This is a genomic window from Pseudarthrobacter sp. NIBRBAC000502771 (assembly GCF_006517215.1).
Lineage (GTDB): Bacteria > Actinomycetota > Actinomycetes > Actinomycetales > Micrococcaceae > Arthrobacter > Arthrobacter niigatensis.
This window is the reverse complement of sequence record NZ_CP041187.1, coordinates 2,040,083-2,063,814: the sequence shown is the minus strand read 5'-3', so window position 1 is coordinate 2,063,814 and position 23,732 is coordinate 2,040,083. Positions and strand designations below refer to the sequence as shown.

At 57.5% G+C, this 23,732-nt stretch carries 20 protein-coding genes; 10 read left to right on the top strand and 10 right to left on the bottom strand.

The genetic code is table 11. The annotated features are described in order from the left end of the window. Positions 1-65 precede the first annotated feature (65 nt). On the top strand, positions 66-1,067 hold the full coding sequence (locus NIBR502771_RS09655) for a DDE-type integrase/transposase/recombinase (RefSeq protein WP_141159569.1): 1,002 nt from the start codon (positions 66-68) through the stop codon (positions 1,065-1,067). Beyond that, complete coding sequence (gene istB, locus NIBR502771_RS09650; RefSeq protein WP_305775683.1) at positions 1,067-1,942, top strand: IS21-like element helper ATPase IstB; 876 nt, start codon at positions 1,067-1,069, stop codon at positions 1,940-1,942. Before NIBR502771_RS09655 ends, istB begins: the two co-directional genes overlap by 1 nt. Positions 1,943-3,394: 1,452 nt before the next feature. Here the strand turns inward: istB and pseI are convergent. The 6 genes from pseI to NIBR502771_RS09625 form a co-directional block, all read right to left on the bottom strand. Then, complete coding sequence (pseI, locus tag NIBR502771_RS09645; protein WP_141159568.1) at positions 3,395-4,432, bottom strand: pseudaminic acid synthase; 1,038 nt, start codon at positions 4,430-4,432, stop codon at positions 3,395-3,397. Between the two features lie 41 nt (positions 4,433-4,473). After that, positions 4,474-5,814, bottom strand: a complete 1,341-nt coding sequence (locus tag NIBR502771_RS20715; RefSeq protein ID WP_168225735.1) for a hypothetical protein — start codon at positions 5,812-5,814, stop codon at positions 4,474-4,476. Beyond that, a complete protein-coding gene (locus NIBR502771_RS09640) occupies positions 5,736-6,923 on the bottom strand; it encodes a glycoside hydrolase family 99-like domain-containing protein (protein ID WP_141159567.1) in 1,188 nt (395 codons plus the stop codon). Before NIBR502771_RS09640 ends, NIBR502771_RS20715 begins: the two co-directional genes overlap by 79 nt. A gap of 135 nt (positions 6,924-7,058) precedes the next feature. Beyond that, entirely contained in the window at positions 7,059-7,874 is an 816-nt protein-coding gene (locus NIBR502771_RS09635) for a glycosyltransferase (protein ID WP_141159566.1), read from the bottom strand. Then, positions 7,858-8,808, bottom strand: a complete 951-nt coding sequence (locus NIBR502771_RS09630; protein ID WP_141159565.1) for a glycosyltransferase — start codon at positions 8,806-8,808, stop codon at positions 7,858-7,860. The genes NIBR502771_RS09635 and NIBR502771_RS09630 overlap by 17 nt, the downstream gene beginning before the upstream one ends. A gap of 16 nt (positions 8,809-8,824) precedes the next feature. Next, a complete protein-coding gene (locus NIBR502771_RS09625) occupies positions 8,825-10,246 on the bottom strand; it encodes a lipopolysaccharide biosynthesis protein (protein ID WP_141159564.1) in 1,422 nt (473 codons plus the stop codon). Between the two features lie 561 nt (positions 10,247-10,807). Between NIBR502771_RS09625 and pseB the strand changes: the two genes are divergently transcribed. From pseB to NIBR502771_RS09585, 8 genes are all read left to right on the top strand, one after another. Continuing rightward, on the top strand, positions 10,808-11,833 hold the full coding sequence (pseB, locus tag NIBR502771_RS09620) for a UDP-N-acetylglucosamine 4,6-dehydratase (inverting) (protein WP_246839895.1): 1,026 nt from the start codon (positions 10,808-10,810) through the stop codon (positions 11,831-11,833). Continuing rightward, positions 11,830-12,960 (top strand): DegT/DnrJ/EryC1/StrS aminotransferase family protein, encoded by a 1,131-nt coding sequence (locus NIBR502771_RS09615; protein ID WP_141159562.1) that lies wholly within the window; start codon positions 11,830-11,832, stop codon positions 12,958-12,960. Before pseB ends, NIBR502771_RS09615 begins: the two co-directional genes overlap by 4 nt. 51 nt (positions 12,961-13,011) lie before the next feature. Next, the gene (locus NIBR502771_RS09610) at positions 13,012-13,710 is read left to right on the top strand and encodes a cytidylyltransferase domain-containing protein (protein WP_371706653.1); all 699 of its coding nucleotides are present in this window, start codon (positions 13,012-13,014) and stop codon (positions 13,708-13,710) included. Positions 13,711-13,713: 3 nt separating this feature from the next. After that, a complete protein-coding gene (locus NIBR502771_RS09605) occupies positions 13,714-15,195 on the top strand; it encodes a bifunctional UDP-2,4-diacetamido-2,4,6-trideoxy-beta-L-altropyranose hydrolase/GNAT family N-acetyltransferase (protein WP_141159560.1) in 1,482 nt (493 codons plus the stop codon). Between the two features lie 112 nt (positions 15,196-15,307). Next, the gene (locus NIBR502771_RS09600) at positions 15,308-16,741 is read left to right on the top strand and encodes a sugar transferase (protein ID WP_141159559.1); all 1,434 of its coding nucleotides are present in this window, start codon (positions 15,308-15,310) and stop codon (positions 16,739-16,741) included. Between the two features lie 53 nt (positions 16,742-16,794). Continuing rightward, a complete protein-coding gene (locus tag NIBR502771_RS09595; protein ID WP_246839859.1) occupies positions 16,795-18,672 on the top strand; it encodes a DUF4012 domain-containing protein in 1,878 nt (625 codons plus the stop codon). 169 nt (positions 18,673-18,841) lie between these two features. Further along, the gene (locus tag NIBR502771_RS09590) at positions 18,842-19,438 is read left to right on the top strand and encodes an LPXTG cell wall anchor domain-containing protein (protein ID WP_141159558.1); all 597 of its coding nucleotides are present in this window, start codon (positions 18,842-18,844) and stop codon (positions 19,436-19,438) included. Positions 19,439-19,788: 350 nt separating this feature from the next. Next, positions 19,789-20,196, top strand: a complete 408-nt coding sequence (locus NIBR502771_RS09585; RefSeq protein ID WP_168225734.1) for a VanZ family protein — start codon at positions 19,789-19,791, stop codon at positions 20,194-20,196. Positions 20,197-20,205: 9 nt separating this feature from the next. Here NIBR502771_RS09585 and galU read toward each other — a convergent pair whose 3' ends face one another. The 4 genes from galU to paaD all read right to left on the bottom strand — a co-directional run bounded on the left by galU (position 20,206) and on the right by paaD (position 23,730). Next, the gene (gene galU, locus NIBR502771_RS09580) at positions 20,206-21,096 is read right to left on the bottom strand and encodes a UTP--glucose-1-phosphate uridylyltransferase GalU (protein ID WP_141159556.1); all 891 of its coding nucleotides are present in this window, start codon (positions 21,094-21,096) and stop codon (positions 20,206-20,208) included. Between the two features lie 62 nt (positions 21,097-21,158). Further along, a complete protein-coding gene (locus NIBR502771_RS09575) occupies positions 21,159-21,947 on the bottom strand; it encodes an enoyl-CoA hydratase/isomerase family protein (protein WP_141159555.1) in 789 nt (262 codons plus the stop codon). Positions 21,948-21,971: 24 nt separating this feature from the next. After that, positions 21,972-23,198, bottom strand: a complete 1,227-nt coding sequence (paaE, locus tag NIBR502771_RS09570; protein ID WP_141159554.1) for a 1,2-phenylacetyl-CoA epoxidase subunit PaaE — start codon at positions 23,196-23,198, stop codon at positions 21,972-21,974. A gap of 10 nt (positions 23,199-23,208) precedes the next feature. Beyond that, positions 23,209-23,730, bottom strand: a complete 522-nt coding sequence (gene paaD / locus NIBR502771_RS09565; protein ID WP_141161491.1) for a 1,2-phenylacetyl-CoA epoxidase subunit PaaD — start codon at positions 23,728-23,730, stop codon at positions 23,209-23,211. Between the last annotated feature and the right edge of the window lie 2 nt (positions 23,731-23,732).

Genomic DNA, 23,732 nt, shown 5'->3' with positions numbered 1-23,732 from the left:
GCCGCACCACAAGCGGCCGTCCGCTCAGCCACGGCGGCGTCCGAGTGCTGCTGGAGAACCCGCGGATGCCGGCGACAGTATTGGCTGAGCGGGTTGGCTGGTCCAGATCGGCAGCCTGGTTCCGGGAGAACGTGGCCAGGATCCGGCCGGAATATGCCCCAGCTGATCCTGCAGACCGGGTTAGCTACGAGCCCGGGGACCAGGCGCAGTGCGACCTGTGGTTCCCTGAGGTCCGGATACCCGTTGGCGCCGGCAAAGCCAGGGTGCTGCCGGTACTGGTGATGGTCTCCTCCCATTCGAGGTTCATCATGGCCCGGATGATCCCGTCCCGGATGACCGGGGACCTGCTGGCCGGAATGTGGGAACTGCTCGGTGGATTGGGGGCTGTTCCGCGGCGGCTGATCTGGGACAACGAAACCGGCATCGGCCGCCGGAACAGCTACGCTGCCGGCGTTTCCCCGTTCGCCGGTGTCCTGGCCACCCGGGTCGTGCAGGTCAAACCCTACGACCCGGAAACCAAGGGCGTGGTCGAACGGGCCAACCAGTTCCTGGAGACGTCCTTCCTGCCGGGCCGAAGCTTCACCTCGCCGGAAGACTTCAACACCCAGCTCGGCCAGTGGCTGCCGAAGGCCAACACCCGGCTCGTCAGGCGGACCGGCGCCCGGCCCACGGAGCTGCTCGCAGCGGACAAAGCAGCCATGCTGGCGCTGCCGCCGGTTCCACCGGTGACGGGATTCGTCGCGCGCGTCCGTCTGCCGAGGGACTACTACGTCAGGATGGGATTAAATGATTACTCCGTTCACCCGCAGACCATCGGCCGGTTCGTCGACGTCACCGCCGACCTGACGACTGTCATGATCAGCCTGGACGGCAGATCCGTCGGCACCCACCCTCGGTCGTGGGGCTCCGGCCTGACCATCACCGACCCGGTCCACGTCGAGGCGGCAAGGGCACAGCGGAAGGCCTTCCAAACCCCACCGCCCGTGGGCGAAACAACCGGGCGGCGGGACCTGGCGGACTACGACCGCGCCTTCGGTGTGGTCCTCGATGACGGGCAGGTCGCCTGATGGCCAACGTCAAAGAAACGACTGGCCAGATCGAGTACTACTCCCGGGCGATGAAGGCACCCCGGATCCGGGAAGCAGCAACCCGGCTCGCGGACCAGGCCCGTGAAGGAGGCTGGAGCCATGAGGAATACCTTGCCGCTGTCCTGTCCCGGGAAGTCGCAGCCAGAGAAGCCTCCAGCGCCGAGCTCAGGGCCCGGGCAGCTGGTTTCCCGGCCCGGAAATCACTCGAGGACTTCAACTTCGATCACCAACCCGGCCTCAAACGTGACACCATCGCGCACCTGGCCACCGGCGCGTTCCTTACCGAAGCGTCCAACATCGTCCTGCTCGGACCGCCCGGCACCGGCAAAACCCACCTCGCCACCGGCCTGGGCTTACGAGCCACCCAGCTCGGTCACCGCGTCCTGTTCGCTACCGCCATCGACTGGGTCGCCCGGCTCCAGGCAGCCCACCAGAACGGCCGGCTGCCCCAAGAACTGGTCAGGCTACGCCGCTACGGACTGATCATCGTCGACGAAGTCGGCTACATCCCGTTCGAGCAGGACGCCGCGAACCTGTTCTTCCAACTGGTCTCATCGCGCTACGAACACGCCTCGCTGATCCTGACCTCAAATCTGCCCTTCGCCCGCTGGGGCGACCAGGTCGTCGCGTCAGCCATGATCGACCGCATCGTCCACCACGCCGAAGTCATCACCCTCAAGGGCTCCAGCTACCGGCTCAAACACACTCAGATCGACTCGCTACCCTCGACAAGACCGGAAAATATGGCAGAAGAACCAGCGTCAAAGTGGCTCACTTTTCAGCCCGCGAAATGGCTCAGTTTTCGACCATCGCTGACATTGTTCACGGTTCGACGACTTGGATCACTGGAATGAGCGTCATGCCATGGCCCGGACAGCACTTCTCAGGGGATAGCCGATTTGGAGTTGGCGGCATTTCAGTATCGGCAGGCGGTTCGGTTATTTCTCTCGATAGTAGTCTTGTTGGCCTCAACCTTGCCGATAGTGGCACCGCCAATAATCAGCACCTCGATCTCGTCCCATCACCTACAGATGGTGCGATAGAACCTATTGGCTCAGGCCGCGCCGCCACAATCATCAGCTTCTCCAGTACCTTGGCTGCGGCAGCGTCCTCGAAGGAACATGTGCGGATCAGGCCCCGGAGCTGTTCCTGACCTCCCAGACTGCCCGGAGGGTGCCAATGGTATCGTCCACCGCGAGTTCTTCCTTGAGTCGGAGTGCGGCCCGGCACCTGAGATCGTCGCCGCGCAGCAGCATGCAGTGAGCCCAAGCCTTGTCGAAAGCCCTGCAGCGACGAGCCCTTTACCTGCGAGAGAGATTCTGCAAAGTCTCAGTCGTGGCTCAAAAGCGTCGCGGAACAAGGAAGCCGTATCCTAAACCGCTTGCTGAACACTGCGGAGGGATCGATCGCGACCGACTTCACGGCCAGACGCCGCTCCAAGTGCCCGGTAAGGGCCCGTCACCGGCGCCCTCTTGATTGCCGTTATCAACGGTTTCCAAGCGCTGCCCGCAGTCAAGGTCCACTATCGTACTCAATCAGGACTCGAACCACGCCCTCGCTCCGGTTCCCGATCCTGGATCGATATGGAGAAGAACTGGTGTTCGTCAACGCCAAGCACCCGCGGGTTGTGTTTGTCCGCGCCGGGCAACCGCAGCTGACAGGCTTCATCCAGCACTGTCCGGACCATCCACCAAAAGACGGCGAAGCCCGTGACGGTCTCAGAGCTCGCCCTCCCGGAGCGGATCACCGCCCCCACGAGCTGGCCCCGGATTCTGCTTGTGGAGCGCAGACGGCGCGGCACCTGCGGCGGGGTAGGGAAAAGAGAGCCGATGGCAGTCCGGCGCTTCGTAATGCTAGTGATACAAAGACCACAGCCCGTCCACCGGCCCAGCGACAGGCACATCCCTCACCCGGTACAGGCGGCGCTCCTTTGGCCGGGACGACGCGGGTCCGCAGCTCAGGTAGCCCGACGGCTGGTTATTTTCAACAACGACTGCGGGCGGTGATAGCTACGGAGGTGGAAATGACCTTAAGCTCGGGCAGAGAAAAGAAGATACAGCGTCGGCCTCGACCCCGGTAGGCACGACCAAAGGCTCGTGGGCCCGGCTGAGATGAGTGCGAGACTCACTCATCCCAACCCGGCCTACGAGCCGCTTGTCTTCAACGAGACGAGCCTAATTCCCCACGAACCTTGAAGAGTGCCAAATACAGGTGTCAATTATTTCCCTGTGAAGTTCCTTGGGGACGACCTCAAGGCTGCGTTCCGGGATCCCATGAAACGTGAAGCCCTTACCTCCGCCATGGCCCTATAGGACTTCCCAGGTCAAGGGCATACCGCGGTCAACATCAGCAGTAAAGCTCCGTCCGAGGACCTCCCCGAGAAATTTCGGTTCCAACCCTCCAGAGGGCCGAATGCTTCGCACGTTATCGTGAGAGACAACATCGCCGGCCCTAACGCTCTTGACGACGGAAAGAGATCGTCGAAGCTTCTGGCTCTCGTTTTCACCGCTCGTGGGATCAAATGTTGGACGACCTAAGGAAGCCCAAGCCCTATTCGTCTCAACCACAAGTTGTTTGAGCTCATGTGGTTCGAGTGAGAAGTCAGCGTCCACACCACCATCTGTTCGGTCTAGGGTGACGTGCTTCTCTATCACGCAAGCACCAAGCGCGACAGCTGCGATAGCCGCTCCAATTCCAGGAGTATGGTCAGACAAACCTGCCCGGACACCAAACATGTCAGCGAGCACCGGGATACCCCGAAGGTTTGACTCACTGGGGTCGGCCGGGTAGGAAGAAGTACAACACAAAATGACAATGTCGTTGTTACCCGTCGCCCGAATTGTGCGAACGGCTAAGTCAAGGTCAGACAAACTGGCTGCACCATTTGAAAGGATTATTGGTTTTCCGGTTTCCGCAACTGCACGAAGAAGGTCAACATCACCGATCTCAAGAGAAGCAATTTTGTACATAGTAGCCCCCAGACTCTCTAAAAGCTCCACCGAGGAACGGTCGAAAGGGCTAGAGAAGGGAATCAGGCCCTTCTCTCGCGCGCGACTGAAGAGCGCTTCGTGCCATTCCCATGGGGTATGCGCCTCTGTGTAAAGATCGTATAGTTTCCTCCCGCCCCACAACGGGTGATCGTCCGAAATCCTAAAACGAGGATTGTCGCTGTTGATCGTAATGGTATCGGCAGTGTAGGTCTGGAACTTAACTGCTGAAGCTCCGGAGTCTGCCACCGCATCAATGATATCCAAGGCACGCTGCAGGTTACCGTTATGATTTCCGGATATCTCCGCGACTATCAATGGTGACGCTTCGTTACTTTCGTTGGTTATGGAACTCATCTCTACCTTCCTTCGTTATATGGGCGACTTAGAGGATCTACTTAGTCCGTAACTGATGCTTTGACTGCCCGCCTCAGCATCGAAGCGGACTGGAGGCCGGTGCCTGCGACGAGAGACTCGCGAAGACTGGAAAGGCGCAGCATGTGGGCGCCCCGAGAACCGCCATCGGATTGGAGAAACTCTATAAGTGATGCCGGATTTCCGCCTTTTTCTCTGAGAAATTCAAGATCACAAGGCAGTTGCCGCTCAGAATCAGCCACGATCCACGCCGGTAGCCCGACTGCGACCGCGTCTACGATCGCCGTGGAACTTACTCCCACCACCAAGTCGCCAGGCTCCAGGCTGTCCAGAAAGCCGGACTCACCTGCCTCTATCTCCGCATCCCCAATGACGGCCCCCCATTGGCCGTCCAGTGAATCCCTCGGGGCAGAAGGATGCAAGCGGAAAGAAACATCAAGGCCAGCTTTTCGAGCTGCGTGGCACACTTCCCTTAAGCAGTGGACTTCGCCGGTCGTTAGTCGCTCCATTGAATGTACGACTCGTAATCGCGCGGGTTTCCCAGCAGATATCGCGAAGGAGAGTTCAGGTCGCCCTACGACATGTACTTTGGTCTTCGTCTGCAATCGTCCGACCCACTCGGCCTGCGATCCGCCCCAGACAAAAACGCTTTGCGCCAAGAACGGGAGATATGTTTTGCCCGGCGTCCCGTGGACAAGCGTTGCCGTATGGCGCCCCAACATATTCGCATGCCATACAAGCGGCCGATTATAAGCATCTCGATCGAAGTCCGTGAGTAGCAAATGGTCGCGAGGGAATGCAGCAACAACTCGCTCCGCCAGGAGATATCGAATTGCCTGTAGCAGGAATAGCAACTCGAGATAAATCCGACTCTGCTTGACTTCGCCGCAAACTAACTGAGTCCGCCGCCTCAGCTTTACGGCTCGCCATATGTCGCCAAAGCTTACTAAGCCTGCTAACGAACGCACCGTCAAGCTTGGAAAGTCGATTAGCTGATCGCCAAGTTCAGAATCAGCGAGGCGGCGATCGGCCATCACCGCCGCCGGGCTTGCGAGAAGGGCTTTCCGGACGGCCAAGCCTAATTTACTTCCATGTTCAACCGGATTTGCCAGTGCAATCGTGATTGCATAAGAGGACGTTTGAAGTGAGCGCCGGCCGCCCAACGGGATTAAGAGCAAGAACAGAAAGCTGAAAAGCGCTCTAGGAAGTTGGTTCGAGTGCCGCACATGATCACCTTGTTTCAAAGATGCAGCTACCTCACAGGCCAGCACCCGTCCAAAATCCATCACCTTTTTTGAAGAGGTAGTCGCCGGAAGATGGCCAACCCAGTACCCAAAGTCGCCTGAGTAAGAGATCGCAGCCATGGCACGGAAGGCATACCAACATTGATTTTCTGCGGTTGGTGGACAAACGAGCTGTCACGCCTAGTCGCCTGCAAAAAAGCCGTCCCCCAGGTCGCATCTGGCTCAAGATAGGCGCCCTCAGCCCATTCGTTCCAAGCGTTAATGAAGACTAAGCCCCGCCCGCCCTCTCGCCTGTCCTCCTGAAGCCTGGCGTGCGCAAGCCATTCCCCGTATATGCTGGGACTGTGACCGACGTATATTGTCGCTTTTTTCCCTCGCCGAGCTGTATTGTCCCAACCCGGAGCAACCCCTCGATAACGAATGAAATTCGACTCTTTACGTTTCATGAACCGCGTTGCCATCCGCGTGTAAGACATGAGCCGACCTGCGAATTCTTTGTTGAGACCGCGTATCGGAAGCATGAGAGCGGAGCGTAATGTATTAGATCCCACTGGAGGAAACTCAGCGATCGCATCTACTCCGTAGGCGTCTGGAGTGATGCCAAACTTAGTCTCCGCGGCCACAACCCTAAGTTCTCCGAGCCCATTCGAACGAGCTAGGAACCGCCAACGGTCGATCATGCCTTGTGAGTCAGGAATATGATCTATCCTATGCACAATGAGGACCAACTCATCGTCCACTCGCAGGTATCTCTTGTCACAAAAATAAGGCAAGAAGGTAGCAAATATTTCATCGGCCGTTGTGTCAGAGTAGTTCTGGCCGATGAGAACCTCGCTCTCCTTACCATCCCACCTACGCGTCCAATTCTCGTTGGCCCATGAAATGCAAAACGGAAACTCCGGGCCGTTCTCAACATAGTTATCGAGGGGCCGTTCAAGAAGTCTGTGACCATCGAACCAGTAGAAATAGAAGCAAAAAGCATCCACGTCGTGGTCAGCCGCCATCTTCGCTTGGCGATGCATTACGGATACATCATTCAGGTCATACTGTCCAAGCTCCACGCTTTCACGAGGATGGTCGTGCATGTCGAATTGCGGCTCCGCCCTATCGACATTTACCCATTCCGTGAAGCCAGGACCCCACCATTCGTCATTCTCAGGGATTGCATGGAATTGCGGAAGATAATAGGCAACTGTAAGAGACTTGGCGGCAGACGAAGGTTCCGGCATGAAAAATACTCCGATGAATGAGACGAACTAGGATCAACAGTGCAAAGAGCTCCCCTCTTCGCTTCCTTTAGGCAATGCGTTGCGGAGTCACGTTGCAGAGAAGAGAGCAGGGACTAGAAATCTAGACGGGCGGTCCTATAAGTGAACTTTCTTACCGAACTTATGGTCCGTTCCCTGCCACTTACGGCGACGGTCAGGCGTCGGGGGCAACAGCAGGTGAGGGTAAACGGAGTAGAACCGCGATGCTGAAGCGATCTCTCTCAGCCACGGACGCAGTCTCAAACCCTTCGTCTCGCGCTTCCAAGCATGCGTCCATAGAACGTCAGACACGACGATGACCTCTTGCCCGCGCTCCCATGCATTGAGGCCGAAAGCATGGTCTTCGTAGTAGAGAAAATACCGCTCGTCCCATCCGCCAGCTGAACGAATCCTATTCGTTTCACCACAAACCGCAGCTCCCATTGCCCATGCAACAAAGGTTTGCCCTGGCACCGTACTCGGCAAATAATCGGGGAGCGAACTTCCCGGGAGTACTATGCCGCGGTGAGACAATTTGTCCCAAAGAAACGGGATTCCTCGGCCATTTGCCTGCGTCGTTCCATCAGGATTTACCAGCTGCGGACAAACTACAGCATCACGTTCAGAAGCGATACTTCCCAAGAGCTGAAGCGATGCGGCATCCAATGAGACATCGGGATTGATAAAAGCTACATATTTCGTTCGAGTGCGGCCTAAGCCGACATTGTTTGCACGGCTGAATCCCACATTCTGGGAGAGCCTGATAATCTCGGCCCCCAATGAGGCTGCAAAGTCGGCAGTGTCATCCGTGGAATTGTTATCAACAACAATCCATTTAGCTCCCTGAGTGTCAACCCCAGCCCACCAGTTCCGCAGTTCTTGCGCGTTGTTGTAAGTGACGGTGATGAGCGTCCAGTCAGCGTTGTTTCGCATAATTCGTTTCCTTCGGGATCATCGGAGCAAGAGCAGACGCAACGAGGAGGGCCGCTACCCGAAGCCTGGAACTGTTTCCATGCAACACTGCGCGAAGCGCCAGAATTAAAAAGCCACGCGAGCAGCGGTCATTCGCGAATGCACAAAGCACTGTGGATGAGGCAGCCGAAGTGGCGAACCTTTCGAGGGCGGCCCTGCACATTTGCACCCTCCAGCGCCAGCGGTGATTGACTAGATACTCTACCGAGGCGGTCAGGTTGCCGCTCGCCGTGAGCCGTTTCAGGCGAACAAGGAACCGAGCGCTTGTTTCTTCGCCAATAACGTTGGCACCGTGCTGAACGTAATCCTGGACAGTGTCTGGAATAAAGGTTATTCCCTTTTCGAGTACAGCGCACACGCCTAGCCAGTGATCATGGAAGGCTACGTCAGTCCGAGCGGGAAAGGGGAGTGCCTTCGCCAGAAGATCGGTGCGAAACACGGTGAGTGCCCCAGTGACAACGTTATCCAAGACCAAGTCAGCCAAACCCGTGAAGGAGCGGTCGGTGTACCCGGTAGTAATGCCCCGGTGTCCTAACTCGCCAACCTGTACTACACGAGCCTGTCCCACTACTAGGCTTGACGTACTCAAGTGAGGCACGAGCTTCTCTAACTTATCGGCATCCCATACATCGTCCTGGTCCGACAAGGCAACCCAGGCCGCCTCCCCCGGTATACCGGCCAGAAGCCGTTCGAAATTATGATAGAAGCCCACGCGATGCTCGTATTCATGAATCTTAAAACGCCTATCATCTTGCACAATATCGTTCAATAGTGAAAGGGCATCGTTATCCAGCCCATCGATGCCGATAATGCAGTTCCAGTCAGCCAGCGTCTGGCGCTGTATAGATTTGATTTGTCGCCGAAGCAGCTCGGGGTTCGGCTTGAAAATCGCCATACAAATTGTACCGGCCTCAGACGACACTAGCTGACCTCCAGCTCTCAAAGTAGTTCATAATTAAATTACGTCTGGCCAAAATAAGTATTAAGACAATAATTGCCGAAAGAGTGCCATAGACAACGGGAGCGTGAGCGAACAGAAACGAAGTAGTCAAAACAGCCGAGACTGTGAAGAACTCCGGCAGCACACCAAGCGCGGGAAGAACAATATCCACGCGCTTTCTACGCAGAACAATACTCGAAACCAATTGCGACAGCTGAAATATAGGTATTGCAAGCGAAAACAATCTGATATCGCCTGGTACCCCAAAAAGCACCGGAACAAATACCAGGGAAAGTGAAACAACTGCAGAAATTGGTGTAGTTATGGCAAGCGCACCAGTTCTACCAGAAATGAAGACCATGTGGATGTTCGCCAAATAACTCGTCATAAAAGGTGTTCCCAAAGCGGCTATAAGAGACGCCTGCAAGACGGGTGCTGACTGTGCCATTGGTCCTGCAACGAATGGAACAACAATTGGCGCAAGAACAGCAAACCCACAAACCATCGCTGCGGTAAGCAGCATTACGCTTCTATACGAGCCTGCTAGTATTTCGCCGCGCTCTTCGGGTCGCGCTCGATATACATAGGGTGCCCATGCGTTGTTTAGGGCGCCTAGCAACAGCATCGGCGCAGATCCGATAAGTAACGCAAGTTGCAATCCACCCGCAGCATCCAGGCCTACTAAGTGGGAGCTGGCGCTGACAACAGTCAGAGTCATGAAACTCACTGCAATCTGGTGAGGAACCGTCGGTAACCCAACACGGAGATTGGAAAGAAATTGGCCTTTGGCAAACATTGGCTTTTGAATTTTGAGGCAGACCAACATAGCTATTATTCCGACGGTCACATGCCCGCAGGCCAGCCCCGCTAAGTAGAGCGCCGGACCCGGACCAAATGCGAGCACAATTCCGACACCGAACAGGGGCCCTGTCAGTGAGGCGGAGATTCCGAGAGCGACAAACGTTCCCGCTCGTTGTTCGGCACGGAGGAATGACTGAGAGTTTTGAAGCAGAGCAAGTCCAAAACACGACGCGAGAGGGTACAAAAGGACTCCGTCGCCGGCACCGGGAAGAATAAGACGACCCCAGTGGGGCAAGAGGGCAGCGCAGAGAAGAAACAGAACGACGGAAGATGCTGCACCCTGAATAACCGTAGCTACTGCCCCGGGACGGCCAGAATCCTCGATAATGGCCTGTCTGGTAATCGAAGCGGCAAGTCCGAGCGTGAAAATGACGATGCCAAACTGAAAAAGCGAGATACCGATACCGATGACGCCGTAAGCCTCTGCGCCCAAAAGACGGGTGATTACCGGGGTGATAGCAAAATTCACCAGAACCGGTGCGATGGTGGCCGTCGCATAGAGTAGCGACTGACTCAAAAAACTCGTCTTCATTGCCGGGCCGCCACTGACAGAGATGGACCCTGAATTTCTACTACGCAGCAGGGACTGACCGGAGCGACTTGGGTGTCTCGGCAGACTCTGAACTGCATTTGACGTCCAGGTAGCGCTTGCGTCTCTCGATCTATCCGAGTGCGGGTCGTGAAATAATCAACTGTCACTTCGATATCCGAGCTGATAAGTAGCCCATCCCCATATGTGTCCCCCAGAAAACTGACTACAGAAGTCTTTGTCGAAATGTGCGGTACCCCGCTACATGCCTCCAGCAAGAGGGAGGACTGCGGCCGGGAGTCCTTGGCCCGTGACACTACAGTCTCGCCTACCCAACACCGTAGAGAATACCAAGACCACGAGGATCTGCCGAAACTGTAAGCAGCGCCGCGTGTAAGCAAGCATCGTATTCGTCACACGCCATCAACGATGCGCCGCGGGACTAGTGGACCCCCAGTGCGCCTCCTTACTCATGTACTCTTGCCGAGGAAGAAGACCGTCGCCCTTGGAGTGGCGGAGTAGAACATCAATGTGAGCACCCCGGTGATAGAACGCCATCAGACTATGGCCCGGGGTTCTCGGAGTGGGGGAAAGTTGAATACACTCGCTGGCTCGTCGGTTCTCATTACTGGCGGAACTGGATCGCTTGGGAAAGCACTCATCCGGGAACTGTTGGACAACCATTCCGTACGAAGGTTGGTTGTCTTTAGCCGTGACGAACTAAAGCAGTTGGAAGTCCGCCGGATGTTCGACGACGACCCCCGCCTCCGTTGGTTCATTGGCGACATACGGGACCGAAAACGTCTCGACAGGGCTCTTCACAACGTGGACTACGTAGTGCATGCCGCGGCTCTGAAGCAGGTTGATACCGCAGAATACAACCCGTTCGAGTACGTCGAAACGAATGTGCGTGGGTCGCAGAACGTAATCGACGCCTGCATTGACGCCGGCGTAAAAAAGGTTGTGGCATTGTCTACCGACAAAGCGTCGAGTCCGATTAACCTATACGGTGCGACCAAGCTCTGTGCCGACCGTATGTTCATCTCCGCGAATCACTACGCGGCTTCTTACCCAACCAGGTTCTCAGTTGTCCGGTACGGCAATGTAATGGGCTCGCGGGGTAGCATCGTCCCCATCTGGAAGCAGCTGGCAGCGGAAGGCCGGTCGTTGCCCATCACAGACTCCCGTATGACGCGTTTTTGGATCACGCTGCCGAAAGCAGTCGATTTCGTCCTCGACTCATTCGACATGATGACGGGTGGGGAGCTCTACGTCCCAAGGATTCCGTCCATGCGCGTCGTTGATCTGGCCGAAGCGATCGCCCCCGGCGCCGCCACCCACGAAATCGGAATTCGTCCTGGTGAAAAGCTTCACGAGGAGATGATTGCTCTTGACGACGCGAGGCGCACCTTGCTAATGGACACACGATACGTGGTGACACCTCATCTCAGCGGATGGGGATACACACCTCCCGCGGACGCCATGCAGATGCCGGATGGCTTTTCGTTCCAGTCGCACACCAACGACCAGTGGCTCGATGTAGACCAGTTGCGGGACCTTGTTACAGAGGAAGAAATGGCCGGCCGGTGATTCCTTACGGCCGCCAGTCCATCAGCAACCAGGACATTGAAGCAGTCGTTGCAGTTCTCAAGAGTGATTTTTTGACCACTGGTCCCGTGAGCGATGCCTTCGAAAAGGAGGTGGCACGAGTTGCTGGCGCTTCCCACGCCATATCCGTTACCTCGGGGACCGCCGCCTTGCATGTCGCTTATAATTCTCTGAATTTGAAAAAGGGCGATGAAATCGTCACGACTCCTTTGACATTCGTTGCAACTGCAGCGACGGCTGCGCTACAGGGCGCCCGGATTCGCTTCGCTGACGTCGACCCTGACACAGGCAACTTGGATCACGAAGCGGCTGCCTCGGAGGTAGGTGAACGCACACGGGCAGTGACGTCGGTGGATTATGCAGGCCAACCAACTGATATCGCTGCTTTCAGATCAAGCATCGCCTCACCACATGTCGCCCTTATACAGGATGCTGCCCATTCGATTGGATCACTCCATCATGACCAACCAGTGGGTTCCCAAGCAGACCTGACCACTTTTTCGTTCTTTCCCACGAAAAATATGACCACGGGTGAAGGCGGAGCTGTAGTCACAAATGACGCCGAACTGGCTACGAAATGCAAGCGGTTCAAGAACCACGGATTAGTCAGAGACCTTGACCTGCAAATAGAACCGGATACCGGCGCCTGGCATCAGGAAGTTCATAGCTTTGGGTTGAATTACCGGTTACCAGATGTACTTGCTGCCCTCGGCCTCAGTCAGCTGCAAAAACTTCAAGAATTCAAGGCAAAACGTCGATGGGTTTTTGAATTTTACTCAGAAGCCCTGTCGGAGGTTGACGGTATAGTGCTTCCCGTTAGGACGCCGCTAACGGATCCCATGTGGCACCTATATCCGCTCAGGGTTCCGGCATCGAAGCGCCGCGCTATTTTCGACGGCCTGCGGGCTCAGGGAATCGGCGTTCAAGTCAACTACATCCCAGCCTATTGGCATCCTGTCTTCCAAGACATGGGTTATAAACGTGGGCAATGTCCTAACGCTGAGCTGTTCTACCAGCAGGAGATTTCCCTGCCTATGCACGCTGAGCTCTCCGAGCAGCACCTGGAAAAAACGGTAAACGCTCTCAAGAAGGTTCTTGACCATGTCTAAGCGATTGGAGCGTTCTTGCCCCGCAAAGTAGTTGCCGTAGTGCAGGCCCGCATGTCGTCCTCTCGGCTCCCGGGTAAGGTCATGATGCGATTGGCCGATAGGCCAATTGTGGACTGGATTTTTCGTGCCGCTCTTTGTAGCGCCGAAATAGACGACCTTGTACTGGCAACCTCTCAAGACCCCTCCGACGATATCCTCGTCGATTACGCCAAAACTCGTGGAATCTCCGTCATCAGGGGATCCCTGAACGACGTTTTGGACAGATTCCTGCTCGCAGCCGAGCACACAAAAGCAGATGCGATCGTCCGGCTAACCGCCGACTGCCCGATGTTGGATCCTGCGCTAATAGACGCGGTGGTAAGCATGTGGCGCCACAACGATCACACGGACTATGTGGCTACAACTCTCTACCGCACGCTCCCGCGAGGACTTGACGTTGAGTGCGTGAAAGTGTCTGCCCTTCTCGAACTCAGGGAAAAGGCCACGGGATACCACCGTACGCATGTAACAAGCATGTTGTACGCTGCTGGGTCCGAATTCAGTAGACTCGGCTTGGTGACGAGTCCAGATCGTTCTCAGCTCCGGTTAACGGTGGATACTCCGCAAGATCTCGAGGCTTTAAGTGAAATCACTTCCCTTACTGGCGACAGGGTTGTGGGGTGGATGGAGATCTTAAACATATTGGGAGATAATCCCCGAATAGCCGCGATTAATAAAGACATCAGGCAGAAGGATGTTTCGGAGGGCTAGGATTTGAAGGTCCTTTTTAACTGCAATGTTTCCGCCAGTGGTGGTGCAGGACACCTCATAAGGTCTATTGCTATTGCAGAGCAAGCTAAAATTGCGGGTATAGACGTAGCTTTTGGCGGCCGTTTTAGCGGCGATTTCGCACATGCCGCTTTGTCCGCAAGGGGATTCCGCGTTCTGCCGCTTGATGATACCAATTCCGGGATTGCCAAAATGGCTAAACAAATTGGTGCCGATCTCGTTCACTGTGACGACTACACTGCTGGGCCACAGTTGCACGAAGTTTTACGAGAAATTGGTGTTCACCTTTCAAATGTAGAAGATGGTTCATTTGGAGCTCGACCTGCGGACATAGTTATCGATCCCACTCCTGGAGCCGAGAAACACTTCAGGGCAGGGCTCAGTTCCGCCAACCACCTGCGAGGAATAGCCTATCTCCCGCTACGCGCTAGTGTGCTCGATGCTGCCTTAGCCCGACGAAGCCGAAAGCTCCAAGATTCTTCAAACGATGAAGGTCGCTTCAAAATTCTCGTGATTCTCGGAGGAACAGACGCAGCTGGCGCGACAGAATATTTGGCTCAATTGTGGTGTTCTGCCGTTCCGGATTCGACGTGCTACGCAGTAGTTCCAACCATCCCTGTGAGATCGCAGGCACCCAAATCTGCGGACATCCGTTGGGTACTTCCTTCCGAGGACGTTGTTTCCCTGTTTTCGCACATTGACGCCGTGATCACTGCGTCAGGTACCACGGTCTGGGAACTAGCTGCTGTTGGCGTACCGGCTGCAGTCATCGTGCAGGCCGAGAACCAGCGCGAAAATTACAATCAATTAGCAATCTCTGATGCAATGATTGGCCTTGGGTCGGTATCGAATATGCGGCAAGACCCCGAATCTTTGCGCCTAAAATTCAAAGATCTCTTAGCCCGCGCAAGCTCAGATCGTGTCCCTGCATATGACGTGGATGTCGATGGTGCACGTCGAATCGTCGCAAGTTGGTGGGATGTAATGCTAAGCGAGGACGTTGTTCGAGTTCGTGAAGCACGCCCCAGCGATGCCAGCGTCTTGTTTGAATGGCGTAACGACGAATCTGTACGCAAGGTTTCGGGTGACACAAGGCCGCTGCAATGGGAGCGACATGTGGCATGGCTCAACTCCGTTCTTCATAATCCTGAGCGAATATTGCTGATTGCAGAGTCGGGGCCCGAACTTATAGGCACTGTTCGTGTGGATCGTGTTGAAGGCAACAAATCTGACTGGGAATTATCCATAGCCCTGAACCCTAGTTTCCGAGGACGAGGGTTGGGAGGCCAGATGCTCCGGACAGCGGAGACCCACCTTCGTCGCCAATTGCCCAACGACACCGTTCTTATCGCGCACGTCAGACCCGACAACACGCCATCAAACCGTCTATTCATGATGAATGATTACAAACGCGACGCCGGGGCGGATCCACTGGGTTACTTTCGGTGGTGCAAGCGCATAGTTTGATGTGAAATTTTCACACCGAGCATTAAACGTAAATTTTTTACCCGCAGTAACGCTCAATCAAGCCAGACCCCTACCGTCTGACTGTTACGCGGTCACGGAACGAGGGGGAATCGTGGAACACGTCGACCAGCCAGAGCCCTGGCGCCGCAGATATTCGCGGCGCCTGCAGATTGTTGACGCTTGCGTCGTAACATGGGCAGTGGCCGGAGCTTTCGTAATTCGCTTTGGACTAGTCGACTTAGCTTCACACCAGGGAGAATACATAGCACTCTCCGTCGGCATCACCGCTGCTTGGTGGCTGATGCTTGGACTGTGGGGCGCACGGGAGTCCACCATTCTCGGGGCGGGCTCGGAAGAATACAAGCGAGTTTTCGCTGCTTCCGCGTGGCTCTTCGGATTCGTTGCGATTTTTTCATACGCCCTACGAATCGATACGGCCCGGGGTTTTGTCGGCCTTGCTTTCCCCGTCGGCGCTCTTGGGCTGTTAATTGCACGGTGGCTTGTTCGGCAGCACCTTAGCGTAGAGCGCGCCCACGGCCGAAGTGCTTCTCGGGTTCTCCTGATTGGGAACCGATCCTCGACGGAACACCTGATACGTTCGTTGCGAAGTGTTCCTGCGGCCGGCTATATTCCAGTCGCGGCACATCTTCCTGGAGCCTCCGAAAATCAAATCTGGGACCTAGATATACCCATTGCTGGCGTTGACGCGGATGTCGATTCGATCATCCAGGTGATTTTGAAAACCAAAGTTGATGCAGTAGCAATCTCCGCTGGCGCACCACTCAATCCTCATGATCTGCGGCGTTTGGGCTGGGAACTAGCCTCCAAGGATATTGCAATGATTCTTGCACCAGCATTAACGGATATTGCTGGCCCCCGCATTCACACCCAACCGGTCGCCGGACTCCCCCTCATTCACGTGTCAACACCAAAGCTCACGGGCGGAAAAAGGGTCGCAAAGAGGGCGTTCGATTTAGTACTTTCAGGGCTTTTAGTCCTACTACTTTCTCCGGTGTTTGTCATCGTGTCGATTTTGGTCCGTCTAAGTTCTCCTGGACCATTGTTCTATAAACAGGAACGCATTGGGCTCCGTGGCTCTTCATTCAATATGTTGAAGTTCAGATCGATGACTGTTGATGCTGACAGAGAGTTAGACAAGTTACTCAAAGCTCAGGGTTCAGCAGATACTCCGCTATTCAAGGTCACGAATGATCCTCGGATCACTCCCATAGGCAGATTCTTGCGCAAATACTCTCTTGATGAACTTCCGCAGATATTCAATGTTCTGGGCGGGAGCATGAGCCTCGTCGGACCGCGTCCTCAGCGCGAAGCCGAGGTAGCACTGTACGATGATGCTGCTCATCGTCGCTTATACGTTAGTCCAGGGATGAGCGGCCTATGGCAGGTGAGTGGCCGGTCGAATCTCAGCTGGGAGGAGAGCATCAGGCTTGACCTGTACTACGTTGAAAATTGGTCCCTCATGGGCGACGTGGTCATACTATTCAAGACCATAAAGGCCGTTCTTCGAAGCTCAGGAGCGTACTGACTTGTTGATGCCCGACGTAAAAAATAGAAGGCATGGTATAGGGGCTCTTCAACATGGCTGAAGATGTTGACAGCTATCCCGACAACTCCTACCAGCAAATTCCCGCCCGGGCTTCGCGCCGAAAGAAACCATCAAACCGCCCGCGCATAATTGTTCTTTGGTGTTCAGTGCTTATACTCATTTTTGGAGTGACGGGGCTCTGGCTTGGCGCGAAGGCCATGACAGTACGGGAAAACCTCGAATCTGCCTCGAAACTCATCAGCACGGTAAAGCAAGAGGTAGCGACCGGCGATTCCGAACGGGCCGGCCAGACAGTGGAGTCGGTCCGCGCCAAAACTTCAGCTGCGAGAGCGGCTGTAGAGGATCCAATATGGACACTAGCCAGCACTGTCCCCCTGCTGGGCGCGAATCTCGGTGCGATTACAGAAGTCGCACGCTCCGCCGACGACGTAGCCACTTTGGGCATGCAGCCTTTAGTAAGGGTTTACGGTTCCCTGCACTGGGAAAGCCTGCTTCCCAGCAGAGTAGGGACAGATCTCGCACCACTGGAGTCAGCGTCGTCCAGTGTGGTGTCTGCCGCACGTGCAGTCCGTCTCTCCGAAAATAGACTTAGTAAAATTGACGCAACCGGATTGGTACCGCAGGTCGCACAGCCGCTAACGGATGTCAGGAATCAACTGCGCGAGGTGACGTCTGCTCTGGAGGCTGCCGCTGATGTTTCTCAAATTGCGCCGGACATGCTAGGGGCAAAAGGACCACGGAAGTATCTCCTCGTCATCCAAAACAACAGTGAAGCGCGTGCGTCTGGGGGTATCCCTGGGGCACTGGCAATCTTGGCGTTCGATAACGGAAAGCTCTCGCTTGGGACTCAGAGCAGCGCCGGGGAGGTCGGTACCATGAATCCGGTCCTGCCAGTGGACCCCCAGCAACAGCAAATCTACTCTGCTCGGATTGGAAAATACATGCAGGATGTGAACCTGACTCCTGACTTCCCTACGGCTGCTACTAGCGCCCAAAGCATGTGGGAGAGGAAGACAGGCCAGCATGTAGACGGCGTGATCTCAGTTGATCCAGTGCTGTTGAGTTACATTTTGAAAGCGACGGGACCTGTGGCGGTCAATGGCCCAGAGCTAGCCGCCGTCAAAGCACTCGGCATGCCAACGGAGTTGACGGAAGGTAATGTGGTGCCAACTCTCCTGAACTACGTTTACTCAAAAATCGAGCAGCCAAAACTCCAGGATGTGTACTTTGCAGGTGTCGCTAAGGAAGTATTTTCTGCTCTCTCCGAAGGGAAAGGCGAAGCGAAGGGGATTCTTGCCGGTCTTACTCAAGGCGCCGAGGAGGGACGTCTGCTGGTCTGGTCGAGTACCACTACCGAGCAATCCGTAATCGCGAAGTACCCGGTGAGCGGCTCAATTTCTGGGCCCAGTGTGCCCCCCGCTCAGTTTGGTGTCTACTTCAATGACGGCACTGGGGCCAAAATGGACTACTACGTGAAGCGCACCGTCCAGCTTGTCAAGGAGTGTCCGGCGGACGGTTACCAGCAGACGAAAGTTCGGGTTAGCAGCACTAATACGGCACCTGCTGACGCCGCCGTTTCCTTACCGGTGTATGTCACGGGTGGAGGCGCCTTTGGTGTCGCTCCCGGCACGGTACAGACAAACATCGTTGCCTATGGACCCGCTCAGGCCAATGTGGAATTTGCAACCGTCGACGGCCAGAAGACCCCATTCGCACCCTATCTTCATGCGAACCGACCCGTAGCTGTTGTTGCCCAGCAACTCGCCCCAGGCGAAACGAAAACACTGGAGTTCACCTTCGGGAAGATCGCCCAACACACAGAACCTGACTTGGCTGTCACACCCACCGTTCAGCATGTAAAGGACGTAATCCTTCCAACGGAAAGTGCCACCTGCGATCAAGGTCAGTGACGCTCGCATTAACACTATGTAAACCGATTGGATTGAGGTTGGTAACAGCGATCAAGGATGATATGTTCTATCTGGGATATCTATCCGTGGTTCTGCACATGGTCTCGTGCGGAGGGGTCATCTCCCCAAAATCGGGTATCAAAACTTAAACGTCTCCGGGGGGACACACATGAAGAAAACACTCGCCGCACTCGCACTTGCGGGCTCCATCGCACTCATCGGTTCCGCGCCTGCCATGGCCGCAACCTACCCGGCACTTCCGCCGCAGGCAGCTGTTTCCGACGGCACCGTTGGACCGGGTGAAACCTTCGTCTTCCGCGGCCAGGGCTTCCTCGCCGGCGAACGCCTCATCATCCGCGTCACGCCCGGCCAGGCTCCCGCCTCCAACGGCGCCAACATCGCCGGCAGCCGTGCAGTTGCGGCCCGTATCAATGTTGTAGCCGAGGCTCAGACCCTCACCGCCCAGGCTGACGCCCAGGGCGCCGTGGCGCTGCCCATCGCAATCAACGAACCGGGCACCTACTCCATCACGGCAACCGGGCAGACTTCTGGCGTCACAGTGGGTCCCGTCGTCGTAAAGGTCACGCCTGCAGCTTTGGTTGCCAACGGCAACTCGGCACTGGCGAACACCGGCAGCGGCCTGGCCAACACCGGCGCCGACTCCGGCCTGATCCTGTGGACCTTGGTGGGCGCAGGCGCACTGGCCGCCGGTGCGACCTCCGTTGTGGTGGTTCGCCGCCGCGCCAAGGCTGAGGTTTCCGCCTAGGCATAAGGCTTCTTAGCCCCAACGAAGGTGGGTGCATCTCCGGAAACGGAGATGCACCCACCTTTTGCTTTGGGGACGGTGCGGGTTCCCGCAACCTTGAGTTCAACAAACTCAATCACCAATGCTTTTGTGGTAACTATTAGGGCTATGGGGAGACATTGGCGCAAAGCACCGAGAGAGTACGACTTTTCCGTGCCACTCCCCAGGCCACAGGTGATGGCCTACGCCCTCCTGGTTCTCCTCGCGGCCTGCGCCCTGGGCACAGCCGCACTGGCCCTTCTGCGGACGTCCTGAGGCCCTTTTTGAAACACCTTCACAACCACCGGCTGTGGCAATTGATCCTCGCGGCCATGGTGGTGCCCCTGGCGCTGATCGCTTTCTGGCCAACCCCCGTGGATCAGCCCGTTGCAGGCCAACTCTCAGCCGTCCTGCAGTTTCTCCACCGGCATGGCGTGCCCAGCTGGTTCAATTACAAATTCGTCGAAGCGTCGGCCAACGTTGCCCTTTTCATGCCGGTTGGGTTTGTAGCTGCCCTCGCATTTCCGGCGAAACACTGGTGGCAAATTGGGGCGTTTGGACTGTTGATTTCCGGTTGCATTGAGCTGGGGCAGCTGCTGTTTCTTCACGACCGCTTTGCAAGCCCGTCAGATATCGTGACCAACACGTCAGGCGCTGTCATTGGCGCCCTGCTGGCCACACTGGCCACGAAAAAAGGGAGGCCCGCCGCCTTTCGGCAGCAGGCCTCCCAGAAGCGCTAAAGCGAGAACTTATCCGACGAAGCTCTTCATCCAGGTCTTCAGGTCCTCACCGAACTCCACGCGCTCGGACGCGAGGGTGATGACGGCCTTCAGGTAGCTCAGCTTGTCACCGGTGTCGTAACGGCGGCCCTTGAAGACCACTCCGTAGACGCCGGAACCATCGCCCTCGCCGGCAGCCAGGGTCTGCAGGGCGTCAGTCAGCTGGATCTCGTTGCCGCGGCCCGGCTCAGTCTTCTCCAGGACATCGAACACGCTGTGGTGCAGCACGTAACGGCCGATCACGGCCAGGTTGGACGGCGCCTCCCCCACAGCCGGCTTCTCCACCAGGCTGTTGACGCGGACGTAATCCTCGCCGTCCACAGGAGTGATGTCTGCGCAGCCGTAAGCGCTGATCTGCGAAGGATCAACCTCGATCAACGCAATTACGGAACCGCCGGTCTTCTGCTGCACCTCCATCATGGTGCTCAGCAGGTCCTCGGCCTCGTCAATGAGGTCGTCACCCAGGAGCACGGCAAACGGCTCGTCCCCCACGTGCTGCTGCGCGCAGAGTACAGCGTGGCCCAGGCCCTTGGCCTCGCCCTGGCGGACATAGTGGATGGGGCCCAGATTGGAGGCGTACTCCACCATGCCCAGCTTGTCCTTGTCCCCCTTGGCTTCAAGGGCGGCCTCCAGGCCGGGCTCGCGGTCGAAGTGGTCCTCCAAGGCGCGCTTGTTGCGGCCCGTGATCATCAGCAGGTCCGTGAGGCCTGCATCCACCGCTTCTTCCACCACATACTGGATGGCCGGGCGGTCAACCACCGGCAACATTTCCTTCGGCATTGCCTTGGTGGCGGGCAGGAAGCGTGTTCCCAATCCGGCAGCAGGAATGACGGCTTTGGTAATAGCTTTCCCCGTAGTCATAGCTGAACCTTAACAAATTTGATGGAGAGACGGGCAATCGAGGCAGAAGTCGACGGGCTCATTTACCGTGATGAACCCGAGAATTTCGGCTCGCGCTTCTCCTGGAACGCACGGAAACCCTCCGCATAATCCTCGGTCTTGCAGAGGCGTGCCTGCTCCTCGTTTTCCTCCTGCATGGCCTGCCACAGGCCCAGGCGCTGGTCGCGGATGTGCGCCACCAGCTCCTTCGAGGCAACGAACGCACCGGTTGCGCCGGCAGCAACGCGGCCAACAATCGCCCGCGTGGAGTCCAACAGATCAGAAGCAGGCATTGCACGGCTGAACATCCCCTGCGCCACCGCCTCCGCACCGGAGATCAGGTCCGCCGTGTAGATCAGGTCCAGCGTACGGTGCATGCCCAGCCGCTCCGTGAAGTACCAGTGCCCGCCCGAATCCAGCGTGGCCCCCAGCTTGGCGAACGGCGACCCGAACTTGGCGTTCTCCGCCACGTACACCACGTCCGTGGCCAGCAGCAGCCCCAGCCCCACGCCCAGGCAGGCGCCCTGCGCCGCAGCGAAGGTGGGGGCAGGGAAGGACGCCATCTTCTTCAGCAGCGGCTCCACCAGCCCGCCCAGGTACGCGGCGGCGTCGTCGTTCTCCGGGGTGACCCCGGCGATGTCCCGGCCCGCGCAGAAGGCCCGTCCCTCTCCCCTCAGCAGCAGCGCCCGCACCTCACCTCGCGAGGCGGCGGCAGCAGCGTCGTCGTACGCCTGTGCTAAATCCCGCAGCGCCTGCTCATCGAGCGAGTTCAGCTTGTGCGGCGCGTCCAGCACGACCTCGGCGATGCCGTTGCTGATGGAAAGGGAAATCATGGGGCTCCTTCTGGTGAAAACGGATTAGACGTCGAAGTCGACCGTGACTTCCTTGCTGGTGGGGTGGCTCTGGCAGGTCAGGACGTAGCCCTTGTCCAGCTCATCCTGCTCCAGCGCGTAGTTCTCGTCCATGGTCACGGTGCCGGTGACCACCTTGGCCCGGCAGGTGCCGCACACTCCGCCGGCGCACGCGAACGGTACGTCCGGGCGGACCCGCAGCGCCGCGTTCAGGATGGACTCGCGGGCGTGCGTGGGGCTGGCCACCTCGCCCTGCAGGCCGTCCAGCTTGAACGTGATCTTGTACGTTTCCTTGGACTCGTCCACTATGACGGGACGGCCGGCCTGGCCCTCCGGGCGGTCCGGCTTGCCGGACGTGAACAGCTCGAACCGGACGTTCTCCGGCTTCACCCCGCGCTCGGCCAGGGTGTCCCGGCACAGCTGCACCAGCTCGAACGGGCCGCACAGGAACCACTCGTCCACATCGTCCGCGTGCAGGGCGGTGCCCAGCAGCTGCTGCAGCTTCTCGGCGTCGATCCGGCCACTCAGCAGCGGCGCGATCCGCTGCTCCCGGCTCAGCACGTGGTGGATGGCCAGCCGCTGCGGGTACTTGTCCTTCAGGTCTGCCAGCTCCTCCAGGAACATCACGTCCATGGCGGCCTTGTTGGCGTAGATCAGGTCGAACCGGGTGTCCGGATTGGCGGCCAGCAGCGTCCGGGCGATGGCGATCACCGGGGTGATGCCGGATCCGGCGGCGATGGCCACGAAGTTCCCGGCCTCCCCGGCCAGGTCCTCCGGGTGGTTCATGGAGTTCATAACGTTCTGGTCCACGGCCACGCCGTCGCGGCCGTGCTTGGACACGAACGCGCCCATGGGGCTCATCACGTCCAGGGTGTCCCCGGCCTTCAGCTCGGCGTTGGCCCACGTGGAGAACAGCCCGCCCAGGTCCTTCTTGATGGCCACGCGGATCTCGCTGGTGCCGTCCGCGAAGCTGCGCGGCTCGGCGCAGATGGAGTAGCTGCGGCGGATTTCCTTCGGCTCGCCGCTCTCATCCGGCAGCGTGGTGCGCAGGGCCACGTACTGGCCGGGCAGGTAGTCGAACTTGCCGGCGAGCTCAGCCGGTACGTGGAAGGCGACCTCGATGGCGTCATCGGTGAGCCGGCGCACCTCCTTCACGGCCAGGGTGTGGAAGGACGGACGACGGCGGCCGGTCACCTCAGCCTCTTCGGCGGCGGTCTGGCGGACAACAGGCATGGGGGCTTCCTTACAGGACTTTGAAGTAGTCGAACGGTTCCTTGCAGTCCTGGCACACATAAAGGGCCTTGCAGGACGTGGAACCGAAGCGGGTGAGTTCCTTGGTGTTGAGGCTGTTGCACTGCGGGCACTTCACGGCCAGGCTCACCCGGATGGGGCCGGAATGGCCGCCGGCCCGGGAGTTGCCGCTGGGCGGGGCGATGCCGTACTCCTGCAGCTTCTGCTTGCCGGACTCGGTCATCCAGTCAGTGGTCCACGCCGGGGAGAGGACCAGGTCCACGTGCACGTCCTCGTAGCCCTCCTTGGCGAAGGCGGTGTAGAGGTCGTCCCGGATGGCGTCCATGGCCGGGCAGCCCGAGTACGTGGGCGTGATGGTGACGGTAACTTTGTTGTCCGTGACCTGCACGTCCCGCAGGATGCCCAGGTCCGCGATGGTGAGCACCGGGATCTCCGGGTCCACCACGGTTGCCGCAATGTCCCACGCATCCTGCTGCGGGGTGCGGGTGCGGGATTCGAAGTCCGAGATGTACACGG

What these genes read in the sequence shown, in the direction of transcription:
- NIBR502771_RS09655 (WP_141159569.1), top strand. Translation starts at nt 66, where the DNA reads ATGCCGGCGACAGTATTGGCTGAGCGGGTTGGCTGGTCCAGATCGGCA.
- istB (WP_305775683.1), top strand. Translation starts at nt 1,067, where the DNA reads ATGGCCAACGTCAAAGAAACGACTGGCCAGATCGAGTACTACTCCCGG.
- pseI (WP_141159568.1), bottom strand. Translation starts at nt 4,432, where the DNA reads ATGAGTTCCATAACCAACGAAAGTAACGAAGCGTCACCATTGATAGTC.
- NIBR502771_RS20715 (WP_168225735.1), bottom strand. Translation starts at nt 5,814, where the DNA reads ATGGCTGCGATCTCTTACTCAGGCGACTTTGGGTACTGGGTTGGCCAT.
- NIBR502771_RS09640 (WP_141159567.1), bottom strand. Translation starts at nt 6,923, where the DNA reads ATGCCGGAACCTTCGTCTGCCGCCAAGTCTCTTACAGTTGCCTATTAT.
- NIBR502771_RS09635 (WP_141159566.1), bottom strand. Translation starts at nt 7,874, where the DNA reads ATGCGAAACAACGCTGACTGGACGCTCATCACCGTCACTTACAACAAC.
- NIBR502771_RS09630 (WP_141159565.1), bottom strand. Translation starts at nt 8,808, where the DNA reads ATGGCGATTTTCAAGCCGAACCCCGAGCTGCTTCGGCGACAAATCAAA.
- NIBR502771_RS09625 (WP_141159564.1), bottom strand. Translation starts at nt 10,246, where the DNA reads ATGAAGACGAGTTTTTTGAGTCAGTCGCTACTCTATGCGACGGCCACC.
- pseB (WP_246839895.1), top strand. Translation starts at nt 10,808, where the DNA reads ATGGCCCGGGGTTCTCGGAGTGGGGGAAAGTTGAATACACTCGCTGGC.
- NIBR502771_RS09610 (WP_371706653.1), top strand. Translation starts at nt 13,012, where the DNA reads ATGTCGTCCTCTCGGCTCCCGGGTAAGGTCATGATGCGATTGGCCGAT.
- NIBR502771_RS09595 (WP_246839859.1), top strand. Translation starts at nt 16,795, where the DNA reads ATGGCTGAAGATGTTGACAGCTATCCCGACAACTCCTACCAGCAAATT.
- NIBR502771_RS09590 (WP_141159558.1), top strand. Translation starts at nt 18,842, where the DNA reads ATGAAGAAAACACTCGCCGCACTCGCACTTGCGGGCTCCATCGCACTC.
- NIBR502771_RS09585 (WP_168225734.1), top strand. Translation starts at nt 19,789, where the DNA reads ATGGTGGTGCCCCTGGCGCTGATCGCTTTCTGGCCAACCCCCGTGGAT.
- galU (WP_141159556.1), bottom strand. Translation starts at nt 21,096, where the DNA reads ATGACTACGGGGAAAGCTATTACCAAAGCCGTCATTCCTGCTGCCGGA.
- NIBR502771_RS09575 (WP_141159555.1), bottom strand. Translation starts at nt 21,947, where the DNA reads ATGATTTCCCTTTCCATCAGCAACGGCATCGCCGAGGTCGTGCTGGAC.
- paaE (WP_141159554.1), bottom strand. Translation starts at nt 23,198, where the DNA reads ATGCCTGTTGTCCGCCAGACCGCCGCCGAAGAGGCTGAGGTGACCGGC.